The sequence below is a fragment of the Oceanobacillus sp. NCCP-135 genome, from assembly GCF_059698015.1.
The window spans coordinates 20835-41474 of record NZ_BAAKSZ010000018.1; the positions used below are offsets into that span (position 1 = coordinate 20835).

A 20640-nucleotide genomic window follows, 5' to 3' on the forward strand; every position below is an offset into this window, starting at 1 on the left:
GCCCAGTGATCTGAAACGAAGCTTTAGTGGTGTTGACGGTATAGGTATACTTCCAAAAGACAAGTCAATTTATCTCCATTCACTTTTGAGTATAGTTGACTTGGCAACTTTCAAAAACCGTCAAAATGTCAAAAAGCAAGGAGAAAAAGGTGGAGATTTTTCAGCGAAAGCGTTTTGAAAAATACAACCTGTATCTAGCTTGTAAAAAAAGCTATCTGATATGAAAAAAGCCATCACCATTTATTCAATATTAATAGAATAAGTAGTGATGGTGTTTGCTTTAAAGTACTCATTTTTATTCTTTTTCAAACCAATCATAATACTCGCCATAAACAGTATTTGTATATAAATCAATTAACTGGGGGTGTATAAACTGAAAATAAATAGTAACAGTTTATGAAAAACACTTAAATTTTATCAATAGCCATTTGCATATAAAGTTAACTCTCTACTTGAGCCTTCGTACAGATGAAAACAGCATTGGAATACAAGCCATAAGAATGATTCCTAAACCTGTTATTTTAATAACAAGAGATACAGTAGTCGTTTCTATTAGAAAACCAAAAATCCAATAACCGACAGGAAGCAAAACAAGCCCTCCGAACATATCAATACTTGTTATTCGCCCTAATTTATCATTATCAATAAGATCTTGTAGTAAGCTCTCCCATACAATAATGAAAGTAGTCATTAAAAATCCTATGATTGTAGTAATCAAAAGTGTAATAATTATTGAAGTAGTTAATGTCAACAAAAATATAGTTATTCCTGTTGCTCCTATTAAAGTGTAGTATAGTATCCCTCTGGATGGTAGCTTTTTTTGGCGTCCCATCCAAAAAGCACTTAATAAAGCACCGATTGCCATAGAGGACAAGGTAAAACCATAAACTTCAGCTCCTGAAAATTGAGAAGTATAAAAAGTTTCTCTAATATAGATAGGAAGAGCAATGACATCAAATGATGCAATAAAAATATTATTAATAGAAGAAACAAAGATACCGATAAATAACCAGTTTATTGATTTAACGGTTTTAAAACCATCTAATAAATCTTTCCAATAGCTTTGTTTATTTACTGTATCATCTGTTTTAGTTGTTTTATGATATAGGTGAATGGTTGATATAAAGAGTGCTGAAAATAAAAAAGTAAAGGTATTAATCCCAAATACAACAAATATACCAACTGCTGAAATGAAAAAGCCTCCTGCTACAGGAGCAAGCATTTGACTAACTTGCCTTGATATAGCTCTAAGGGAATTTGCATTAACCAATTGATCTTTCTGTACTAATTGTGGAATAATACCTCTTGTTGTTGGTCGAGAAAATGTGCTTACGATTCCAAGAGATGCAGTCAATCCATATACATGAAACATTTTTAATTCATCAAACACCAAAAGTAAGAAAATAAGGAAAACGCTTAAAGATTTAATTAGGTCAGATATTACTAATGTATGTTTTCGATTCCAGCGGTCAGTAAAAACACCGCCAAATAACAGAACAATTGCCTGAGGAGCTATATAAAATGTATTGGCAAGACTTAATTCAGCAGCTCCACCATTTATATGAAATACCAAAAATGGCAGGGCGGCTTGATACATAGAAGCTCCAAAAACAGAAACAGACTGCCCAAACCAAAACCTAAAAAAGTTTCGATTGGATAGTGTATTTAATAGATTGGATTTTAAGATTTTTTGTAACATTACCATTTTAATTAAACCCAGTTATTTTCCATACAATCCCTGTAGCCATAGAACAAACATACATTTCTGACCCATCTTCATTGAATCTCAAACACGATGGCATTGTTAATCCTTGTAGCACTGGTGCTTCAAATCGATAATCTTTAGTTATATTAGGATCGATTGCAATTATTGTGCCTTTCTGAGGCTGGGTGAGATAAATAAATCCATCACTAGGGTTTGTTTTCATTCCGCCTTTCCAATCTAATCCGGTAGCAATTAAATTATCTCCTTTAGCTAAATCCATGAATCTAGTTGGTTTATCTGGATATTTAGCAATAATCCCCAATACTGAACTACTAATAACTCCTGTTGCTTTACCATTAATAAATGGTGGCTCTGTCCATCCAGTACAGGAAGTTATTGAAAATAAATAATCTTCCCATTTGTCCGGGAATGCTTCCGGTGGTAATAGATTTTCAATCCCAGGCATTGGCATTACAGGTATTTCAGTTATAAAATGTTCTATATCTCCTGTGTCTGGGTTAACTTTTGAGACACGGTTGCTAATTTTGCTTTCACGTTCAACAACATAAAAGGTTTCATCTAAATAAATGAGGCTATACGGTGCGCTTAATCCATTAAAGGAAGGTAGATTGTTTGTAGCATCTCCTCCAATGCTAACATCTGTTATTCTATTTCCCCACATTTCAGAAACGTAAATTCGTCCATCTTTCAATGGAGCAATACTCGAAGGACCTTGAAGCCCATGAACAAATGGTTCATTTTTAGATTGATCTCCACCATCTGTTATATCTTTTATCGTTCCTGACGTATGTTCCGATACAATCAATCGTCCATTTGTTGTCCATTCCATGTGTGTAGGAGTTCTTAGGTTGTAAGCATGAATGTCAATACTAACTTCAGTTCGACTTCTAGTCTTCTCAAACAAAAAATCCCTCCTAAAAATTTGCCAATTTGAATATAACATATATTACCAATTAATTCAAACTATTTTTATTATCAAATTTTTGTGTTTATTTAATAAATAACCTGAATTTATTTTCTTAAATTTGAGTTAGTGATATTGGCTGGTAGTGTGGTGACCAAACACCACAAATGTAACGTTACGAACTATCATTAAAGGCAGTAATCTCGAACGAAAGCTCTAGTGGTTTTGACGGTAAACTAGAAAAAGACAAGTCAATTTATTTCATTCCGTTTTGAGTATAGTTGACTTGGCAACTTTCAAATACCGTCAACATTTCGAAAAGCAAGGAGAAAAAGGTGGAGATTTTTCAGCGGAGGCGTTTTGAAAAATACAACCTGTGCCTTGCTTGTAGAAAAGCTATCTGATAGTTTGAAAAGCCATTACAAGACATGCCACAGGATGGATTGGCCGTCTATCATGTGGTGCGTAGTAAGAAATATTTTTGTGACAACCCCAAATGCGATCATACCCGCTTTGTGGAACGCTTAGATGGGTTTGCTGAAGAAAACGCACGAAAAACTATCCGTTTCAAAAGACACTGTGTAGAACGGTCATTGGAAAGCGGATGCAAACCTGCGGAAGATTCACTCAAAAGAGAGGGAGCTGTAGTGAGTAATGACTCCATTGCAAGATATTTAAAAGTCGCATCTGCCAAGCAAATTGAATCGAATATTAATCGGGACGATGTCAAGGTTTTGGCCATTGATGACATCAATCTTCGCAAAGGGGATAAGTCAACTGGATGTACGGTGTTATTGGATGCAGAAACTCATAAGGTCTTAATCATCATACGTGGCACGACTAAAAAAGCTGCTAAAAAAGCCATTGAGATGTTTCCTTCTGCACCGTTTTTTAGTAGAGATCGAGCAAGCGCGTATTCTTCTGCAGGAGCGGAATGCGGAAAAACGCAGGTGGCGGATCGCTTTCACTTGATCAAAAATGCCCAAGAGGCCGTCAAAGAAATTTTAATGTCATCTATTCCAGCCACTATATTTATTCGCGAAGGGGACGGCTGGATCCAAGCCACACAAAGGGAGAGCATGGTTTCTCACAGACCAAATTTCTATGTGCCTGATGAAAAGGTTGAAGAGCGGATCAGACTGGCCAAGTTGACAGAATCAAAAGCCAGAAAATACAGGCACACATTAAAGATACTAGAATTGGCCGGTCAAGGTGTTAAAACTGCTGATATCGCCGATGCTTTGAATATATCCCTCGCAAAGGTACGACAATTACGTAGAACTGCAGTGAGTACATTGGACTATGTTGAGAAGAAGATAGAGTCAGAGGTTAATCAAGCCAACGAAGCCATTATTCGGCATGAGGATATGTTGCTCAAGCGTGAAATAAAAACACTTAAGCCAAAAGCCCATCCTTCTGGCGACTCCATCGTTGCCCCCTATAAAGAAACAGTGATTGCAGAATTAAAAAAAGGGGGAAACCACAGAACGATACATCCCATCATTCAAGCACAAGGATTCAATGGGAGCAAAAATGCTATTTATCAGTATATCCTTAAGCTCCGCAAAGAAACGCCAGAGGAAATCAGAAAGGATGCCACCCCACAACCCCCTGAAATAAAATTGGAAAAGGTTTCGCGCGATTCGATTTATAAACAAGTGCTTAAGAAAGCGTCCGAAAGTCGCCCGAAAAAGGATGAAAAGGAGAAAGAAAACGCTCCACAAAAGAGTCAAACTGAAGACAATTCGTCATTAAGCAACAAAGCAAAAGAACTGATTTATGGTGATCAAGAAAATCATCATGATTGTGATCGTACTCCATCAGAAAACAAGGAAAATGGGGCAAAAAAAAACAACTTTTTGAAAAAACAGTAGCCTTGTACCCGGTAATTACGGATTGTGTGAGTTTTTTGAGCGATTGCTATAAAGTTTTTGATAATGCTAGTATAGTTGATTTGGATTCATTTATTGATAAATACAAGGACTCTGAAATGGCTCCATTCGCGCAATATGCAAATGGGCTGCTTGGTGATTATGAGGCCGTCAAAAACAGTTTGATACATAAAGACATTAGTAATGGACCACTTGAGGGGATGAATAGTCGCATTAAAATGAAGTATCGAAGAAGTGGCGGACGAGCTGGTATGGAACTGATAAACGCCTATAATGTGCTAAAGGCAGGTGAATTCATCGGGCAAGTAGAACCTACCGGGTGATATCATCCTATTTGAGAAAGAGCCTGCAAATATTGCATTCTTTTTTTTAACACATATATAGAACATATATTCCCATATGTCTATCCTGCTGATATGAAAGGTGGTAAGGAAATTGAAAAATCCAAATGGATACGGCTCCGTATGCAAATTATCCGGTAAACGAAGAAAACCATTCGCAGTCATAGTCACTACTGGATGGAGTGACGAAGGGAAACAAAGACGGGAGTATCTAGGATATTATAAAAGTAGAAGAGAGGCAATGGTAGCATTAGCTGATTACAATAATAACCCATATGATTTATCAGCTGGCAAGCTCACATTTAAAGAAGTATATGAACGCTTAATAAAAGAACGTTTCCCTAAAATTTCAAAGTCAAATCAACTTGGCTATGAAATGGCTTTTAGAAGATCAGAACCTTTACACGATATGAAATTTAATGAAGTCAGGAAAGCTCACCTGCAATCTGTGATTGATAACTGTGATAAATCATGGGGTACAAAGAAAAAAATAAAAGTATTATTTAATCAAATGTATAAACATGCTTTAGAAAACGATTTAACACATAAAGATTATGCTAGATTTGTTGAGCTTCCAAAAAATGATACAAAGAATTCCAGAAAACCATTTACTTTGGATGAGATTAATATTCTGTGGGAAAACATCGACCGCTTCAATGACATTGATTCTGTTTTAATTATGATTTACACTGGTTTGCGCCCTGGGGAACTTGTGGAAGTAAAAAATAAAAGTATTCAATTAGATGAAAGGTATTTTCGGGGTGGCTTCAAAACGGAAGCTGGGACGAATAGGGTCATACCTATTCATAAAAAAGTCCATAAATTAATTGAAAATCGTATGGATCCCAATAATGAATATCTGATTACAAACTTTGAGGGAAACAAACTGAGTTATTATGTTTATTATCATGAGAAATTCAAGAAGATTATGCAACAACTAGAATTGAATCATAGACCACACGATTGCAGACATACCTTCGCAACCCTTATGGATAATGCTGATGCAAATAAACTATCAATCAAACGGATCATGGGTCACGCAGCTAAAGATATCACTGATAAAGTTTATACGCATAAAGATATCAAGCAGCTTCTTATGGCAATTGACAAGCTATAAGAAAGCTGCTTTTTCTTTAAATTATTTGTCTGCTACTTGTATGTTACGTGTATGCTACGTGTGAATTTTTCCCTGTTTTTAAAGCACCGCATACACAGTAAAATCCCCCAACCACAGATGGTTGAGGGATTTTTAACTGTTGATTTATTAACGTTTTGAGAATTGAGGTGCTTTACGCGCGCCTTTAAGACCGTATTTCTTACGTTCGGTCATACGAGGATCACGAGTCAGATATCCTTCGCGTTTTAAAGGAGTGCGATATTCTGGATCTGCTTCTAAAAGTGCACGAGCGATACCATGACGAATTGCACCAGCTTGACCAGTAAATCCTCCACCATGAACGTTTACTAAAACATCATAAGTTCCTTGAGTTTCAGTAGTAGCAAGTGGTTGGTTCAAAATTAAAAGTTGTGTTTCATATGGGAAATATGCTTTTGCATCACGACCATTTATTGTTATATTTCCTGTACCAGGTACTAAGCGTACACGTGCAGTTGATTTTTTACGACGACCTGTGCCGTAATATTGTACTTGTGCCAATTTATTTTACCTCCTTTTAATTATCCACGAAGCTCGTAAACTTCTGGTTTTTGTGCTTGATGATTGTGGTTTGAACCTTTGAACACATGTAATTTACTACCCATTTTACGACCTAATGGCCCTTTAGGAAGCATACCTTTAACAGCAAGCTCCAGCATGCGTTCAGGATATTTTGTACGCATATCAGCTGCATTACGTTCTTTTAATCCACCTGGGTGGTTTGAATGACGGTAGTATATTTTGTCATTGATTTTATTTCCAGTAAGTTCTATTTTTTCAGCGTTAATGATGATTACATGATCACCAGTATCAGCATGTGGTGTGTATGTTGGTTTGTGCTTTCCACGAAGGATGGCAGCAACCTCACTCGCTAAGCGACCTAATCGCTTACCTTCAGCATCCACAACAAGCCATTTGCGTTCAATATTATTCTCATTTGCCATGAAAGTTGTGCGCATGATAATTTCCCTCCAAAATTCATTAATTCATTTTCAATTCGATATTCCTATATTCAACATAATTAGATTCCGGGGCTAATCATGGTTTTTAAGAAATAAAATGCCATAGATCATAATATACCAAAACAGCGGGATTTGTCAAGGGGCAAGCGTGTTATTTGCACAAATAATTTATTGATCCTCTTTATACTTCACTTGCCATAAATATAACCCTTGAGGAGGAATGGTTTCACCAACAAGCTGGCGATCCTTTTGATCCAATAATCTAATAATATCAGTGGACTTTCGTCGCCCCTGCCCAACATCTAATAATACACTAACGATAATTCTCACCATATTGTATAAAAAGCCGTTTCCTCGGAAAATAAACTCTAATTCTGAACCACGCTTCTTACATGTTGCTAGGTAGAGTGTTCTTTCCTTACTGCCTTTCGTGGTAGCCTTAGCAGAGGAAAATGTTGTAAAGTCATGTGTTCCTTCCAGATATTTGCATGCTTCCTGGATTGCTTCTATCTTCACATCATAGGGAAAATGATACGTATAATTCCGTTTAAAAACATCGGCTTCTTTTTCATTCCATACATAATAGCGATATTCCTTTTCCACAACATTATAACGCGCATGGAAAGCAGCAGGCATAAAAGCAACTTGCTGTACAAATAAATCATCAGGGAGTAGTGTGTTCAATGCTTGCTTCCAATTGGCCATAGGGATGTCAAATGACGTCTCGAAATGAATCGCCTGTCCTTTTGCGTGAACACCTGTGTCCGTGCGTCCAGAGGCCTGTATTCGCACATGAGTACCTTTATGAATTTTTGTTAATGCTTTTTCTAATTCCCCTTGAACCGTACGTTTCTTGGGCTGGATTTGGAAACCAGAAAAACCGGAACCATCATAACTAATAATACATTTAATTTTTTTCATGTTGCTCCAGCCTTTCTTTCAGTTAATAATTTCTTGTATAAAATAATCCAGCGATCACACATGCAAACACCACATAAATAACGACATCACGTTTTTCTATTTTTAATTCACGAAGTTTCGTACGTCCTTCGCCTCCTTGATAACCTCTTGCCTCCATTGCCATCGCCAGCTCTTCGGCACGTTTAAATGCACTGACGAACAGTGGGACTAACAAAGGTACAACAGCTTTTGCCCGTTCTTTAATGGGGCCTGTTTTAAAATCAACTCCACGTGATGCTTGTGCTTTTGATATCTTTTCCGTTTCCTGCATAAGTGTTGGTATAAAACGAAGTGAGATCGACATCATTAGTGCAAGCTCATGTACTGGGAATTTAATTTTTTTCAAAGGATGAAGCATATCCTCAATTGCATCCGTAATCTCTATCGGTGTTGTTGTCAATGTCAGAAGAGAGGTCATAAGGATAAGCAGAAAAAAGCGCATCGAAATCGCAATCCCCTGGACAACACCACCAGTGTAAAATTCAAATATATATAAATCAAAAATTAAGGTTCCCTCTTTCGTTACGAATAAGTGCAAAATAAATGTAAATACAATTAAAAACCATACTGGTGTTAAGCCTTTTAGAATAAAGCGAATTGGTACACGGGAAATAAACATACTGGCTAAAGCAAAAACCGTTAATATTGTATAGCTCACTAGATTATTTGCAAAAAATACAATGAATACGAAAAGGAAAATAATCGTTATTTTTGTCCGCGGATCCAATCGGTGAACAATTGACTCTCCTGGGACATATTGACCAATAATCAATGAATTATTCACGGCCTTCCAGCCCCCTCAACGATATGCTGAATAGATTGTGCTATTTCTTTAACCGATTGCCGTTTAAAGGGAACCTTTTGATTAAATTTCTTTTCAAATAAGTTTAAAAACTGAACCATTTCCGGTACATCAAGCTGCACCTTATGAAGTGCTTCCTTCTGTGTAAAAACCACTTCCGGATTTCCTTCCATATATTTGGTCCCTTCATTTAAAATGATAACATGGTCAGCATATTTTACTGCATCCTCCATGCTATGAGTTACAAGGATTGTTGTTAGACCTTGTTCTTTATGCAGTGTATGAAACATTTCCATCATTTCTTTTTGTCCTCTTGGGTCAAGCCCTGCGGTTGGCTCATCTAACACCAGAACTTCAGGTTTAACTGCTAACACGCCAGCAATAGCAACCCTTCTCATTTGGCCGCCACTTAATTCAAATGGAGAACGTTCCAGTAGGTCTTCCGGTAGTCCTACAGCTGGTATGATTCTTTTGATCCGTTCATTTATTTCACTTTTGGATACCCCAAAATTTTCAGGACCAAATGCGATATCTTTTTCAACGGTTTCTTCAAATAATTGATGCTCCGGATATTGAAATACGACGCCAACACGACTGCGTAATTCTTTCATATTTTTTGGCTTCTCATCATGTGTTAAACGGAAATCCCCAATCATTACTTCGCCTTCACTTGGTATGGCAAGACCATTTAAATGCTGAATAAGGGTAGACTTCCCTGAGCCTGTATGACCAATAACTGCGACAAAGGAACCGGATGGAATATGAAATGACAAATCATCCACAGCTTTATGTGCAAATGGTGTATTACGCTGATATATATAGCTTACGTTCTTGAATGTAATGTCCATAGTTCCTCCAATAATTCTTCATGACTTAATGGCTCTTTTGAGATGGATACACCAGCAGCTTTTAATTCGTCTGCCAAAGTGGCAACAAATGGGACATCGAGGCCAATTTCCCTAAGTGCTTCTTTTTTCGAAAAAATATCACGAGGTAGTGCTTCATCCCAAATTTCACCATCATTCATTACGATTACACGATCTGCCTGAACAACCTCATGTAAGTCATGTGTGATTATAATTAATGATAGCTCATTTTTTTCCTGTACATCAGAAATAGTTTGCATAATTTCTGTACGACCTTTAGGATCCAACATGGCTGTTGCCTCATCTAAAATCAGCACTTGTGGAGAAATTGCTAATACGCTAGCAATTGCCACCCGTTGCTTTTGTCCACCTGAAAGGCGATGCGGTTCAGTAAGACGATAATCTTGCATTCCCACAGCTGATAAGGTTTCATTAATACGCATAATCATTTCATCCCTTGGGATACCACGATTTTCCATACCAAACGCTACATCATCCTGCACCGTTGTTCCAACAAACTGATTATCCGGATTTTGAAAAACCATCCCTACTTCTTTACGAATACCCCAAATTGACTCCTCGTTCACTTGCTGACCATCAATGATAATTTCCCCTTCCTGTGGGAATAATAATCCATTCATCAGCTTTGCAATAGTTGACTTACCTGAGCCATTATGACCAATAATAGCAAGCCATTCTTTTTCATATACGTGAAAAGAACAATTTTTTAACACCCAGGGTTCCTCATCTCCATATCGAAACGAAACATTTCTGAACTCTATTAACTTTCTTCGCATATGAATACCTCCTCTAACTCTACTGCCTGGGATTTTTTTAATTTATGTATAGCGGGTGGTGCTCTCCCGGCGATATTCTCGCTCTCCGGGCGATACCTGCGCTCCTCCGGGTGATATTCTCGCTCTCCGGGCGATACCTGCGCTCCTCCGGGTGATATTCTCGCTCTCCGGGCGATACCTGCGCTTCTCCGGGCGATATTCTCGCTCTCCGGGTGATACCCGCGCTTCTCCGGGCGATATTCCCGCTCTCCGGGTGATATTCTCGCTCTCCGGGCGATACCCGCGCTCCTCCGGGCGATATTCTCGCTCTCCGGGCGATATTCTCGCTTCTCCGGGCGATATTCCCGCTCTCCGGGCGATATTCCCGCTCTCCGGGCGATATTCCCGCTCTCCGGGCGATATTCCCGCTCTCCGGGCGATACCCACGCTCTCCGGACGATATCCCCGCTTCTCCCGGCGATATTCCCGCTCTCCTCCGGGCGATACCCACGCTTCTCCTGGCGATACCTGCGCTCTTCCGGGCGATATTCCCGCTCTCCGGGCGATACCCGCGCTCTTCCGGGCGATATTCCCGCTCTCCGGGCGATATTCCCGCTCTCCGGGCGATACCCACGCTTCTCCGGGTGATATTCTCGCTCTCCGGGCGATATTCTCGCTCTCCGGGCGATACCTGCGCTCCTCCGGGTGATATTCTCGCTCTCCGGGCGATACCCGCGCTTCTCCGGGTGATATTCTCGCTCTCCCGGCGATATTCTCGCTCTCCGGGCGATACCCGCGCTCTTCCGGGCGATATTCCCGCTCTCCCGGCGATATTCTCGCTCTCCGGGCGATACCCGCGCTCTTCCGGGCGATATTCCCGCTCTCCGGGCGATACCTGCGCTCTTCCGGGTGATATTCTCGCTCTCCGGGTGATAATCTCGCTCTCCGGGCGATATTCTCGCTCTCCGGGCGATACCCACGCTCCTCCGGGCGATACCTTCGCTCTCCGGGTGATATTCTCGCTCTCCCGGCGATATTCTCGCTCTCCGGGCGATACCTGCGCTCCTCCGGGTGATATTCACGCTCTCCGGGCGATACCCGCGCTCCTCCGGGCGATACCTTCGCTCTTCCGGGCGATATTCCCGCTCTCCGGGTGATATTCTCGCTCTCCGGGCGATATTCCCGCTCTCCGGGCGATACCCACGCTTCTCCGGGCGATATTCTCGCTCTCTACAGCTCCTAGAAGCTGCCGTCATAAACAGTGGACACTTCAATTCAAGCGCAAAAAAACACCCGGCTACCCCCCACCTTATTTATGCATCCGATTCTAAACTGTTGACTTCGCCTTTTAATACTACAAAAAAAGGGCTTGGATTCACCTCGTGAGAGAGATTCAGTCCTGCCCTTGACGCGTACCAATTCATTAAACTAGTTCAATGATTGCCATTTTTGCTCCGTCACCTTGACGAGCACCTAATTTAAGTACACGTGTATATCCGCCTTGTCGATCATCGTAGCGTGCAGCAACGTCATCGAAAAGTTTTTGAATAACACTTTCGTTTTCATTTGCCTCTTGATTATAAAGAAAAGCTGCAGCTTGACGACGTGCATGAAGATCACCACGTTTGCCCAACGTAATCATTTTGTCTACTACAGATTTAAGTTCTTTCGCTTTTGCTTCTGTTGTTTCAATCCGTTCATGAATGATTAAATCAGATGCAAGGTTACGAAGTAGTGCCATACGAGTGTCTGTTGTACGACCAAGTTTTCTAGCCATGGACTATCCCTCCCTTTCTCGTTGTTTAGAAATAATATTTAAAACTAGAGGTTATTTATTTGAACAACTGCATAGGGCCATGTCCTGCTCCAGCGCCTAACGTCTAGTGAACTTCCACCCTATGTTGTCGATAAGTCAAGCACAAAAGAAAAACCATTTTTGGCTTTCCTTTATCTTACATAGGTCAGTCCATACGCCGTTGAACAGGCGCTTGCACTTTTGTTCTAACTCTAAAGATATCTATTGATCAGTCGTCGTCACGTAAGCCTAAACCTAGATCAGTTAATTTAACTTTAACTTCTTCAAGGGATTTACGACCTAAATTACGGACTTTCATCATATCTTCTTCAGATTTATTTGCAAGTTCTTGAACTGTATTAATACCAGCACGTTTTAAGCAATTATAAGATCTAACAGATAGATCAAGTTCTTCAATAGTCATTTCCATAACTTTTTCTTTTTGATCTTCTTCTTTTTCTACCATGATTTCTACGTTTTGTGCTTCGTCTGTTAAACCCACAAAAATATTAAGATGCTCTGTAAAGACTTTAGCTCCTAAAGAAACTGCTTCTTCAGGTCGAATGCTTCCATCTGTCCAAACATCAAAAGTTAATTTGTCGAAGTTCGCATCTTGTCCTACACGTGTATTCTCTACTTGATAGGTAACACGTGAAACTGGAGTGAAAATAGAATCAATTGGAATCACACCAATTGGTCGGTCATCATGATTATTTTCATCAGCTGGACGATAGCCACGACCACGTTCTGCAGTAATCTTCATATGCAATTTACCTTTACTATTTAGTGTAGCTATAGGTAGATCTGGATTTAGCACTTCTACATCACTATCGTAAGTTAGATCTGCAGCCGTAACTTTTCCTTCTTCCTGCACATCAATCTCTAATGTTTTCTCTTCGTCAGAGTAAATTTTTAGAGCCAGTTTTTTCAGGTTCAAAACTATTGTTGTCACATCTTCAACAACACCTTCAATTGTTGAAAATTCATGTAGCGCTCCCTCGATTTGGACCGATGTAACAGCAGCTCCTGGAAGTGAGGATAATAGGATACGACGCAAGGAGTTCCCTAGAGTGGTACCATATCCACGTTCAAGCGGTTCGACTACAAATTTTCCAAAAGTAGCATTCTCGCTGATTTCTACCGTTTCAATTTTTGGTTTTTCAATTTCGATCATCCAATAAAACCCTCCTTTAAAACGTCGAAACCCCGGCTAGACATCTTTGCCTAACCGAAATTCCTCAAATAGGCAGTTGGCTCACATTTCACTACCTGTGTTGGTTTCGTACTTTCTTGTCTCTTGGATGCCTTATATTAAAGGTTTATACGCCTTTACACTTTTAGCTATCATAACCCATTATAGACAGGGTGACAAATTCTATACAGAAAATTTAAACACGACGACGTTTTGGTGGGCGACAACCATTATGAGGAACTGGTGTTACATCCACAATTGCAGTAACTTCCAGTCCTGCTGCTTGAAGTGAACGAATGGCTGCTTCACGACCAGCTCCAGGGCCTTTTACTGTTACTTCCAATTTTTTCATGCCATTATCTACTGCTGATTTAGCTGCTGTTTCAGCAGCCATTTGTGCAGCAAATGGTGTTGATTTACGAGATCCTTTAAAGCCTAGTGCACCTGCAGAGCTCCAGCCGATTGCATTCCCCTGCGTATCCGTAATAGTAACAATTGTATTGTTAAACGTAGAACGAATATGTGCTACACCTGACTCAATATTCTTTTTCACACGACGCTTACGTGTATTTGTTGTTTTACGTGCCATTGATTAGCTTACCTCCTTCACTTACTTTTTCTTACCAGCTACTGCGCGACGTGGTCCTTTACGAGTACGTGAATTATTTTTTGTTTTTTGTCCACGAACAGGTAACCCGCGGCGGTGACGCATTCCTCTGTACGAACCAATTTCGATTAGTCGTTTAATATTAAGTGATACTTCACGACGAAGATCACCTTCAATTGTATATTCATCCATTGCTTTACGGATATTACTTAATTCGTCTTCTGTTAAGTCGCGTACACGAGTATCTTCTGAGACGCCTGCTTCTTTAAGGATTTTCTGTGCGGTAACTTTTCCAATTCCATAAATATAAGTTAATGAAATTACTACACGTTTTTCACGTGGAATATCTATACCTGCAATACGTGCCATAAATCTTTTGCACCTCCTGTTTTTACTATCTGTATATCGGCTCACTTCACCGATTTCTTCCAACCCGACTACTTGCTCTAATCTCTAAAACGCAGGACATAAGTTTCTAGCCTTGTTTTTGCTTGTGTTTTGGATTTTCGCAAATCACCATTACTCTGCCTTTGCGTTTTATTACTTTACATTTTTCACATATTGGTTTTACAGATGCTCTTACTTTCATCATCTTTACCTCCTTTTATATCGGAGCTCGCCTTATTTATAACGATACGTAATTCGTCCTCTAGTTAAATCATACGGAGAAAGTTCAACCGTTACTTTATCGCCCGGTAGAATGCGGATGAAATGCATACGGATTTTACCAGATACATGTGCCAAGACCGTATGACCATTTTCAAGCTCAACATGAAACATCGCATTCGGCAATGTTTCGGTTACAGTACCTTCCACTTCAATTACATCGTCTTTCGCCATCGTGCCCTACTCCCTTCTTCAAATCAGTCACAACCTCACTTGAATATTTTGCTATGGCAAAACGTAATTTACCATTTGTGACACGACCAGTTTCTAGAAGGCTGTTTTGGACTTCCGGAGAAATAGAATCCATAAGTTCAATATGATGTATATTCTTTTTCTTTGGTCGATCATATTTACGTTTTTCCCCATCTGCTAACAAGACATACCGATTATCAACCACTTTAATAACTACAGCATATTGTCCTGCCTCGCGTCCCTGCATTATACGAACAACTTGACCTATTAGTGGAATAGAATCATCTTCGCTCAACAACGATCACCTTCACTTAGGCTATAGTTTATATTGCTCATTGAAACTTTAGGGTTACTAGCTAATCCAATCATGTGTCACTTTATATGAAGCAATACACGTTTTTCTAAATTAACTTGCGACTAATTATAACTTTTAACACTTAGAATTGTATCTATCCTGTGCGGTGAAATACAGTAAAATTACTTATTTTTCAATTTTTGATTGAATATCCTTGAATACTTGATCGATAGCCTGATCACCATTCACTGTTACAAGATATCCTTTCTCCTGATAAAAATCCAGTAACGGTTTTACTTGTTCTATATTAACCGCCAAACGTTTCTTAACCGTTTCAGCTTTATCGTCATCACGCTGAATTAACTCGGAAGCATCATTATCACATATACCCTCTTTTTCAGGAGGATTATACATAACATGATAAGTAGCTCCACATGTTGGACATATTCTACGACCAGTTAGACGCTCCATTAGTTTATCTTCCGGTACATCTACATGCAATACATAGTCAATTGATTGTTTCATGTCTATTAAAAGCTCTTGTAAAGCTTCAGCCTGCGCAATGGTTCTTGGAAAACCATCCAATAAAAATCCATCCGCACAATCAGCTTTACTCAAACGTTCTTTAACAATTCCAATGGTTACTTCATCCGGAACAAGTTCACCTTGATCCATATATTCCTTAGCTTTCCTTCCAAGCCCTGTACCTTCTTTAATTGCTAATCGGAACATATCCCCTGTTGAAATATGTGGGATATTATATTTTTCATTTATTTCTTTAGCCTGTGTACCTTTACCAGCACCAGGCATACCCATTAATATCAAGTTCAACAAATTTCCCCTCGCTTCTCACTAGCAGCAAAGTCTATTTAATAAATCCTTTGTAGTGACGTTTTACAAGCTGACTTTCGAGTTGTTTCATTGTTTGTAATGCTACACCTACAACGATTAATAAACTGGTGCCGCCGATTTGTATTGCTTGAGGTAGATTTGCAAGACCACCTAGAACAATAGGTAGTACAGAAACTGCTGCTAAAAAGATTGAACCTACAAATGTTAATCGATACATAACACGTGTAAGATACGTTTCTGTATTTTTTCCAGGTCGGATTCCTGGAATATATCCACCTTGTTTTTGTAAATTCTCAGCCATTTGTTCAGGGTTAACTTGAACGAATGTATAGAAATACGTGAAAGCAATAATTAATATCACATATATAACCATACCAATCGGCTGCGTATAATCAAAAATATTTTGGATTGTTGCTGCGATACTGTTGCCTTCAAAGAAACCAGCAACCGTACTAGGTGCAATAATAAATGCTATTGCAAAAATTACTGGAATAACACCTGCAGCATTTACTTTCAACGGTAAATGTGTAGAATGTCCACCTACCGGAGAACGATTTACAAGTTTTTTTGCATATTGTACCGGTATTTTACGTAATGCCTGCTGGATAAAAATTACTCCAACAGTTACAGCAATAACAACCAATACAATAATGGTTACAATAACAATATTGATAAACAATTCATCCCCAGGATTGATGAAATACTGGCTGTATAATTGTTGGACACCATTTGGCACTGCTGCAACGATACCTGCAAAAATAAGAATTGAAATCCCGTTTCCCACTCCATTTGCAGTGATTTGTTCACCTAACCACATCAAAAACGCTGTTCCACTTGTTAATACAATAGCAATGATAAGGAATTTATCAATACCCGGATCAGCAATAAGCATACCGCCCGCCATTGCATTAAATCCAATTGACATTGCGATCGCTTGAACAAACGCAAGTACAATTGTTCCATAACGAGTGACTTGAGCTAATTTCTTACGGCCCATCTCACCTTGCTTTTTCCATTCGGTGAATTTTGGGACAACATCCATTTGCAGTAATTGCATAATAATTGATGCGGTAATATAAGGCATAATTCCCATTGCAAAAATGGAAAAGTTCTGGAGTGCACCTCCACCAAATGTATTTAGGAAACCAAAGACATTTTGCTGATTCATAAAATCAATTGCTTGTTTATCTGTATAAGGCACTGGAATGAATGTGCCTAGACGGAAGACAACTAACATTAACAATGTGAAGATTATTTTCCGTCTAATATCACCCACGCGCATAAAATTGGAGATCGTTCGGAACATTAAATCACCTCGGTTTTACCGCCCGCTGCCTCAATAGCTTCGATAGCTGACGCAGAGAACTTATGAGCTTTTACTGTTAGTTTCTTTTCGACAGTACCCTTACCTAGCACTTTAATACCAGCTTTAAGTTTACTTACGACACCTTCTTCAAGTAATAGCTCAGGTGTAATTTCTGTGCCGTCTTCAAAACGATTTAATGCATCTAAGTTAACAATAGCAAATTCTTTACGATGAATATTGGTGAATCCACGCTTTGGCAGACGTTGGAATAATGGCATTTGACCACCTTCAAAGCCTGGACGTGTACCACCACCCGAACGTGAGTTTTGGCCATTATGTCCTCTTCCGGAAGTCTTTCCGTTACCTGAAGACATGCCGCGACCTACACGATTTCTTTTTCTGCGAGTTCCTTCCGATGCTTTCAATTCATGAAGTTTCATTCGAGCACCTCCTCTTTACGCTAATGTGTTATTAAACTTCTTTTACCGAAATTAAATGAGATACTTTATTAACCATACCACGGATGGCAGGAGTATCTTCAAGAACTACGGATTGACGAATTTTCTTAAGTCCTAATGCTTGAACAGTTTTGCGCTGCCCATCTTTTCCACCGATAACACTCTTAGTGAGGGTGATTTCTAATTTTTTAGACATAGTTTTCCCTCCTTATCCTAACAGTTCTTCTACAGACTTTCCACGTAGTTTCGCAACTTCTTCTGCACGCTTTAAGTTTGTTAAGCCGTTTAATGTCGCACGAATCATATTGATTGGCGTATTAGATCCTAGCGATTTTGTTAAAATATCACCAACACCAGCAAGTTCAAGAATTGCACGAACAGGACCACCAGAGATAACCCCGGTACCTTCTGCTGCAGGTTTCATTAATACATTACCAGAACCAAATCTACCATGAATTTCATGTGGAATTGTAGTTCCGACAATTGGTACAGTAATCAAGTTTTTCTTCGCATCGTCCACTGCTTTTTTAATTGCTTCTGGTACTTCTTGAGCTTTACCAGTACCAAAGCCCACATGACCATTTTTGTCTCCCACAACAACTAAAGCTGCAAAGCGGAATCGACGTCCACCTTTAACTACTTTTGCAACACGGTTGATCGTAACAACACGTTCTTCAAGATCTAATTTGTTTGGATCAATGTTTGTCATCATGTATGTCCCTCCTTTATCGTTTAAAATTCAAGACCTGCTTCTCTTGCAGCGTCTGCCAATGCTTTGACACGTCCATGATAAAGGTAGCCTCCGCGATCGAAAACAACCGATTTATAACCTTTATCCAGGGCACGTTTAGCGATCAATTCTCCAACCTCTTTAGCTGCGTCTACATTATTCGTACTTTGAGCACTGTATTCATTATCTTTTGTAGAAGCACTTGCTACTGTAGTTCCGTTATTATCATCGATTAATTGTACATAAATGTGTTTATTTGAACGGTACACGTTTAAACGAGGACGTTCAGCAATTCCGAAAAGATTTTTACGAACGCGTGCATGTCTTCTTTTACGTGTAACATTTTTGTCAGGTTTTGTGATCATCTAGGTCACTCCTTTCTGCTCCCTAACTAATCTTACTTAGCAGTTTTACCTTCTTTACGTCGTACATATTCGTTAGCGTAACGAATACCTTTACCTTTGTACGGTTCAGGTGGTCTAATTGCTCGAATGTTTGCTGCAATTGCTCCAACTAATTCTTTATCAATCCCTTTAACAATTACTTGAGTGTTTTTAGGAACATCGATTTCGATGCCATCAATTGGATCGATTTCAATCGGATGTGAGTAACCAGCGTTAACCACAACTTTATTTCCTTGTTTCTGTGCACGATATCCGACACCAATAATTTCAAGGGATTTTTCGAAACCTTTACTTACACCTTCAACCATATTATTAATCAGGCTACGAGTAGTACCGTGCAATGCACGATGTTCTTTATGGTCACTCGGACGTTCAACTGTAATAACATTATCCACTATATTAACTTTTATATCACTGTGTAAAACTCTAGCTAATTCACCTTTAGGTCCTTTAACAGAAACGGTATTACCGTCTTGTTTCACTTCAACACCTTGTGGAATTTCAATTGGCTTAAGTCCTATACGAGACATTCCATGCACCTCCTTATCAAAAAATGTTAATTACCAAACATATGCTAGAACTTCGCCACCGACAGCTTGAGAACGTGCTTCTTTATCAGATAACACACCTTTTGATGTTGATACGATAGCAATACCTAAGCCATTAAGCACACGTGGTACTTCATCAGCTTTTGCATAAACACGCAGTCCTGGTTTACTAATACGTTTGATACCCGTAATTACTCGTTCTTCACCTGCACCGTACTTAAGGAAAATACGCAGAATACCTTGTTTGTTATCTTCAATAAATTCATAACCAGAAACAAAACCTTCACGTTTCAGGATATCAGCGATTTCTTTTTTCATTTTAGAACCTGGAAGCTCTAACTTCTCATGTTTTACCATGTTAGCATTACGAATGCGAGTAAGCATATCTGCGATTGGATCTGTCATAACCATTAATCATTACCTCCTTCCCGAATCGGGGTTTACCAGCTTGCTTTTTTGACACCAGGAATTTGACCTTTATAGGCCAGTTCACGGAAACAAATACGGCAAAGTTTAAATTTACGAATTACAGAATGCGGACGACCACAACGTTCACAACGAGTATATTCTTGAACTTTATACTTGTGCTTTCCTTGTTGTTTCGCAACCATTGATTTTTTAGCCACAATTTTTCCTCCTTGTGTTAGCTCTAAAAGCTTATTTTTGGAAAGGCATGCCTAGTTGAGTTAGAAGTTCACGAGCCTCTTCATCAGTGTTGGATGTTGTTACTATAACAATATCCATCCCACGCACTTTATTTACTTTATCATAGTTAACTTCCGGAAAAATCAGCTGTTCTTTAACACCTAATGTATAGTTACCACGACCATCGAAAGCTTTCTTGGAGATACCACGAAAATCACGAACACGTGGGAGTGATACCGCAATAAGCTTTTGAAGGAATTCGTACATACGCTCACCGCGAAGTGTTACTTTTGCTCCGATTGGCATTCCTTCACGAAGGCGGAAACCAGCGATTGATTTTTTAGCACGAGTAACCAGTGGCTTTTGACCGGAAATTAATGAAAGTTCTTCAACAGCAGCATCTAATGCCTTTGAATTCTGAACTGCATCACCAACACCCATATTAATGACTATTTTTTCTACTGTTGGCACTTGCATAACAGATTTATAGTTGAATTTATTCATTAAAGATGATGATACTTCATCTTTATATTTTTGTTTTAATTCATTCATCATGATTGCCCTC

At 39.2% G+C, this 20640-nt stretch carries 29 protein-coding genes; 3 read left to right on the forward strand and 26 right to left on the reverse strand.

Features of this window, described 5'->3' with window-relative positions:
* Nucleotides 1–448: 448 nt before the first annotated feature.
* Both AC6HVZ_RS13015 and AC6HVZ_RS13020 read right to left on the reverse strand, forming a co-directional pair.
* Complete coding sequence (locus AC6HVZ_RS13015) at nt 449–1699, reverse strand: MFS transporter (protein WP_497558601.1); 1251 nt, start codon at nt 1697–1699, stop codon at nt 449–451.
* Nucleotides 1700–1706: 7 nt separating this feature from the next.
* The gene (locus tag AC6HVZ_RS13020; protein WP_497558602.1) at nt 1707–2630 is read right to left on the reverse strand and encodes an NHL repeat-containing protein; all 924 of its coding nucleotides are present in this window, start codon (nt 2628–2630) and stop codon (nt 1707–1709) included.
* Nucleotides 2631–3058: 428 nt separating this feature from the next.
* On the opposite strand from AC6HVZ_RS13020, the gene AC6HVZ_RS13025 reads away from it, so the two are divergent.
* From AC6HVZ_RS13025 to AC6HVZ_RS13035, 3 genes are all read left to right on the forward strand, one after another.
* Nucleotides 3059–4504: a transposase gene (locus tag AC6HVZ_RS13025; protein ID WP_497558603.1), complete on the forward strand. Its 1446-nt coding sequence runs from the start codon at nt 3059–3061 to the stop codon at nt 4502–4504.
* Between the two features lie 35 nt (nt 4505–4539).
* Nucleotides 4540–4845, forward strand: a complete 306-nt coding sequence (locus tag AC6HVZ_RS13030; RefSeq protein WP_497558604.1) for a transposase — start codon at nt 4540–4542, stop codon at nt 4843–4845.
* A 112-nt stretch (nt 4846–4957) separates the two neighbouring features.
* The gene (locus AC6HVZ_RS13035; protein WP_497558605.1) at nt 4958–5980 is read left to right on the forward strand and encodes a tyrosine-type recombinase/integrase; all 1023 of its coding nucleotides are present in this window, start codon (nt 4958–4960) and stop codon (nt 5978–5980) included.
* Nucleotides 5981–6127: 147 nt separating this feature from the next.
* Here the strand turns inward: AC6HVZ_RS13035 and rpsI are convergent, their stop codons facing one another.
* The 24 genes from rpsI to rplE all read right to left on the reverse strand — a co-directional run bounded on the left by rpsI (nt 6128) and on the right by rplE (nt 20627).
* Complete coding sequence (gene rpsI / locus AC6HVZ_RS13040; protein ID WP_497558606.1) at nt 6128–6520, reverse strand: 30S ribosomal protein S9; 393 nt, start codon at nt 6518–6520, stop codon at nt 6128–6130.
* Between the two features lie 20 nt (nt 6521–6540).
* Nucleotides 6541–6978, reverse strand: coding sequence for a 50S ribosomal protein L13 (rplM, locus tag AC6HVZ_RS13045; RefSeq protein ID WP_497558607.1), 438 nt, complete (start codon nt 6976–6978; stop codon nt 6541–6543).
* Between the two features lie 171 nt (nt 6979–7149).
* The gene (gene truA, locus AC6HVZ_RS13050) at nt 7150–7902 is read right to left on the reverse strand and encodes a tRNA pseudouridine(38-40) synthase TruA (protein WP_497558608.1); all 753 of its coding nucleotides are present in this window, start codon (nt 7900–7902) and stop codon (nt 7150–7152) included.
* A 22-nt stretch (nt 7903–7924) separates the two neighbouring features.
* Entirely contained in the window at nt 7925–8725 is an 801-nt protein-coding gene (locus AC6HVZ_RS13055; RefSeq protein ID WP_497558609.1) for an energy-coupling factor transporter transmembrane component T family protein, read from the reverse strand.
* The gene (locus tag AC6HVZ_RS13060) at nt 8722–9591 is read right to left on the reverse strand and encodes an energy-coupling factor ABC transporter ATP-binding protein (protein ID WP_497558610.1); all 870 of its coding nucleotides are present in this window, start codon (nt 9589–9591) and stop codon (nt 8722–8724) included. Before AC6HVZ_RS13060 ends, AC6HVZ_RS13055 begins: the two co-directional genes overlap by 4 nt.
* Nucleotides 9567–10406: an energy-coupling factor ABC transporter ATP-binding protein gene (locus AC6HVZ_RS13065; RefSeq protein ID WP_497558611.1), complete on the reverse strand. Its 840-nt coding sequence runs from the start codon at nt 10404–10406 to the stop codon at nt 9567–9569. Before AC6HVZ_RS13065 ends, AC6HVZ_RS13060 begins: the two co-directional genes overlap by 25 nt.
* A complete protein-coding gene (locus tag AC6HVZ_RS13070; protein WP_497558612.1) occupies nt 10391–11659 on the reverse strand; it encodes a hypothetical protein in 1269 nt (422 codons plus the stop codon). The genes AC6HVZ_RS13065 and AC6HVZ_RS13070 overlap by 16 nt, the downstream gene beginning before the upstream one ends.
* Nucleotides 11660–11808: 149 nt before the next feature.
* Nucleotides 11809–12162 carry a 50S ribosomal protein L17 gene (gene rplQ / locus AC6HVZ_RS13075; RefSeq protein WP_497558613.1) on the reverse strand — a complete coding sequence of 118 codons (354 nt, stop codon included), beginning with the start codon at nt 12160–12162 and terminating at the stop codon, nt 11809–11811.
* Between the two features lie 247 nt (nt 12163–12409).
* A complete protein-coding gene (locus tag AC6HVZ_RS13080) occupies nt 12410–13354 on the reverse strand; it encodes a DNA-directed RNA polymerase subunit alpha (RefSeq protein ID WP_497558614.1) in 945 nt (314 codons plus the stop codon).
* A 214-nt stretch (nt 13355–13568) separates the two neighbouring features.
* A complete protein-coding gene (rpsK, locus tag AC6HVZ_RS13085) occupies nt 13569–13961 on the reverse strand; it encodes a 30S ribosomal protein S11 (RefSeq protein WP_497558615.1) in 393 nt (130 codons plus the stop codon).
* 21 nt (nt 13962–13982) lie between these two features.
* Nucleotides 13983–14348, reverse strand: a complete 366-nt coding sequence (rpsM, locus tag AC6HVZ_RS13090) for a 30S ribosomal protein S13 (RefSeq protein ID WP_497558616.1) — start codon at nt 14346–14348, stop codon at nt 13983–13985.
* Nucleotides 14349–14454: 106 nt separating this feature from the next.
* Nucleotides 14455–14568, reverse strand: a complete 114-nt coding sequence (gene rpmJ, locus AC6HVZ_RS13095; protein ID WP_497558617.1) for a 50S ribosomal protein L36 — start codon at nt 14566–14568, stop codon at nt 14455–14457.
* 32 nt (nt 14569–14600) lie between these two features.
* A complete protein-coding gene (gene infA / locus AC6HVZ_RS13100) occupies nt 14601–14819 on the reverse strand; it encodes a translation initiation factor IF-1 (protein WP_497558618.1) in 219 nt (72 codons plus the stop codon).
* A complete protein-coding gene (locus AC6HVZ_RS13105; RefSeq protein ID WP_497558619.1) occupies nt 14797–15132 on the reverse strand; it encodes a KOW motif-containing protein in 336 nt (111 codons plus the stop codon). Before AC6HVZ_RS13105 ends, infA begins: the two co-directional genes overlap by 23 nt.
* Nucleotides 15133–15318: 186 nt before the next feature.
* Nucleotides 15319–15963 (reverse strand): adenylate kinase, encoded by a 645-nt coding sequence (locus tag AC6HVZ_RS13110; protein ID WP_497558620.1) that lies wholly within the window; start codon nt 15961–15963, stop codon nt 15319–15321.
* Nucleotides 15964–15997: 34 nt separating this feature from the next.
* Nucleotides 15998–17290, reverse strand: a complete 1293-nt coding sequence (gene secY, locus AC6HVZ_RS13115; protein ID WP_497558621.1) for a preprotein translocase subunit SecY — start codon at nt 17288–17290, stop codon at nt 15998–16000.
* Nucleotides 17290–17730, reverse strand: a complete 441-nt coding sequence (gene rplO / locus AC6HVZ_RS13120) for a 50S ribosomal protein L15 (RefSeq protein ID WP_497558622.1) — start codon at nt 17728–17730, stop codon at nt 17290–17292. Before rplO ends, secY begins: the two co-directional genes overlap by 1 nt.
* A gap of 31 nt (nt 17731–17761) precedes the next feature.
* A complete protein-coding gene (gene rpmD / locus AC6HVZ_RS13125) occupies nt 17762–17944 on the reverse strand; it encodes a 50S ribosomal protein L30 (RefSeq protein WP_497558623.1) in 183 nt (60 codons plus the stop codon).
* 12 nt (nt 17945–17956) lie between these two features.
* Nucleotides 17957–18457, reverse strand: a complete 501-nt coding sequence (gene rpsE, locus AC6HVZ_RS13130; RefSeq protein ID WP_497558670.1) for a 30S ribosomal protein S5 — start codon at nt 18455–18457, stop codon at nt 17957–17959.
* A gap of 23 nt (nt 18458–18480) precedes the next feature.
* Nucleotides 18481–18843: a 50S ribosomal protein L18 gene (gene rplR, locus AC6HVZ_RS13135; protein WP_497558624.1), complete on the reverse strand. Its 363-nt coding sequence runs from the start codon at nt 18841–18843 to the stop codon at nt 18481–18483.
* A gap of 32 nt (nt 18844–18875) precedes the next feature.
* Nucleotides 18876–19412: a 50S ribosomal protein L6 gene (rplF, locus tag AC6HVZ_RS13140; protein WP_497558625.1), complete on the reverse strand. Its 537-nt coding sequence runs from the start codon at nt 19410–19412 to the stop codon at nt 18876–18878.
* 30 nt (nt 19413–19442) lie between these two features.
* Nucleotides 19443–19841 (reverse strand): 30S ribosomal protein S8, encoded by a 399-nt coding sequence (rpsH, locus tag AC6HVZ_RS13145; protein ID WP_497558626.1) that lies wholly within the window; start codon nt 19839–19841, stop codon nt 19443–19445.
* A 29-nt stretch (nt 19842–19870) separates the two neighbouring features.
* Nucleotides 19871–20056: a type Z 30S ribosomal protein S14 gene (locus tag AC6HVZ_RS13150; RefSeq protein ID WP_497558627.1), complete on the reverse strand. Its 186-nt coding sequence runs from the start codon at nt 20054–20056 to the stop codon at nt 19871–19873.
* Between the two features lie 31 nt (nt 20057–20087).
* Nucleotides 20088–20627 (reverse strand): 50S ribosomal protein L5, encoded by a 540-nt coding sequence (gene rplE / locus AC6HVZ_RS13155; protein ID WP_497558628.1) that lies wholly within the window; start codon nt 20625–20627, stop codon nt 20088–20090.
* Nucleotides 20628–20640 lie beyond the last annotated feature (13 nt).

What these genes read in the sequence shown, in the direction of transcription:
- AC6HVZ_RS13015 (WP_497558601.1), bottom strand. Translation starts at nt 1,699, where the DNA reads ATGTTACAAAAAATCTTAAAATCCAATCTATTAAATACACTATCCAAT.
- AC6HVZ_RS13025 (WP_497558603.1), top strand. Translation starts at nt 3,059, where the DNA reads ATGCCACAGGATGGATTGGCCGTCTATCATGTGGTGCGTAGTAAGAAA.
- rplM (WP_497558607.1), bottom strand. Translation starts at nt 6,978, where the DNA reads ATGCGCACAACTTTCATGGCAAATGAGAATAATATTGAACGCAAATGG.
- truA (WP_497558608.1), bottom strand. Translation starts at nt 7,902, where the DNA reads ATGAAAAAAATTAAATGTATTATTAGTTATGATGGTTCCGGTTTTTCT.
- AC6HVZ_RS13060 (WP_497558610.1), bottom strand. Translation starts at nt 9,591, where the DNA reads ATGGACATTACATTCAAGAACGTAAGCTATATATATCAGCGTAATACA.
- AC6HVZ_RS13065 (WP_497558611.1), bottom strand. Translation starts at nt 10,406, where the DNA reads ATGCGAAGAAAGTTAATAGAGTTCAGAAATGTTTCGTTTCGATATGGA.
- rplQ (WP_497558613.1), bottom strand. Translation starts at nt 12,162, where the DNA reads ATGGCTAGAAAACTTGGTCGTACAACAGACACTCGTATGGCACTACTT.
- AC6HVZ_RS13080 (WP_497558614.1), bottom strand. Translation starts at nt 13,354, where the DNA reads ATGATCGAAATTGAAAAACCAAAAATTGAAACGGTAGAAATCAGCGAG.
- rpsK (WP_497558615.1), bottom strand. Translation starts at nt 13,961, where the DNA reads ATGGCACGTAAAACAACAAATACACGTAAGCGTCGTGTGAAAAAGAAT.
- rpsM (WP_497558616.1), bottom strand. Translation starts at nt 14,348, where the DNA reads ATGGCACGTATTGCAGGTATAGATATTCCACGTGAAAAACGTGTAGTA.
- rpmJ (WP_497558617.1), bottom strand. Translation starts at nt 14,568, where the DNA reads ATGAAAGTAAGAGCATCTGTAAAACCAATATGTGAAAAATGTAAAGTA.
- infA (WP_497558618.1), bottom strand. Translation starts at nt 14,819, where the DNA reads ATGGCGAAAGACGATGTAATTGAAGTGGAAGGTACTGTAACCGAAACA.
- secY (WP_497558621.1), bottom strand. Translation starts at nt 17,290, where the DNA reads ATGTTCCGAACGATCTCCAATTTTATGCGCGTGGGTGATATTAGACGG.
- rplO (WP_497558622.1), bottom strand. Translation starts at nt 17,730, where the DNA reads ATGAAACTTCATGAATTGAAAGCATCGGAAGGAACTCGCAGAAAAAGA.
- rpmD (WP_497558623.1), bottom strand. Translation starts at nt 17,944, where the DNA reads ATGTCTAAAAAATTAGAAATCACCCTCACTAAGAGTGTTATCGGTGGA.
- rpsE (WP_497558670.1), bottom strand. Translation starts at nt 18,457, where the DNA reads ATGACAAACATTGATCCAAACAAATTAGATCTTGAAGAACGTGTTGTT.
- rplR (WP_497558624.1), bottom strand. Translation starts at nt 18,843, where the DNA reads ATGATCACAAAACCTGACAAAAATGTTACACGTAAAAGAAGACATGCA.
- rplF (WP_497558625.1), bottom strand. Translation starts at nt 19,412, where the DNA reads ATGTCTCGTATAGGACTTAAGCCAATTGAAATTCCACAAGGTGTTGAA.
- rpsH (WP_497558626.1), bottom strand. Translation starts at nt 19,841, where the DNA reads ATGGTTATGACAGATCCAATCGCAGATATGCTTACTCGCATTCGTAAT.
- rplE (WP_497558628.1), bottom strand. Translation starts at nt 20,627, where the DNA reads ATGAATGAATTAAAACAAAAATATAAAGATGAAGTATCATCATCTTTA.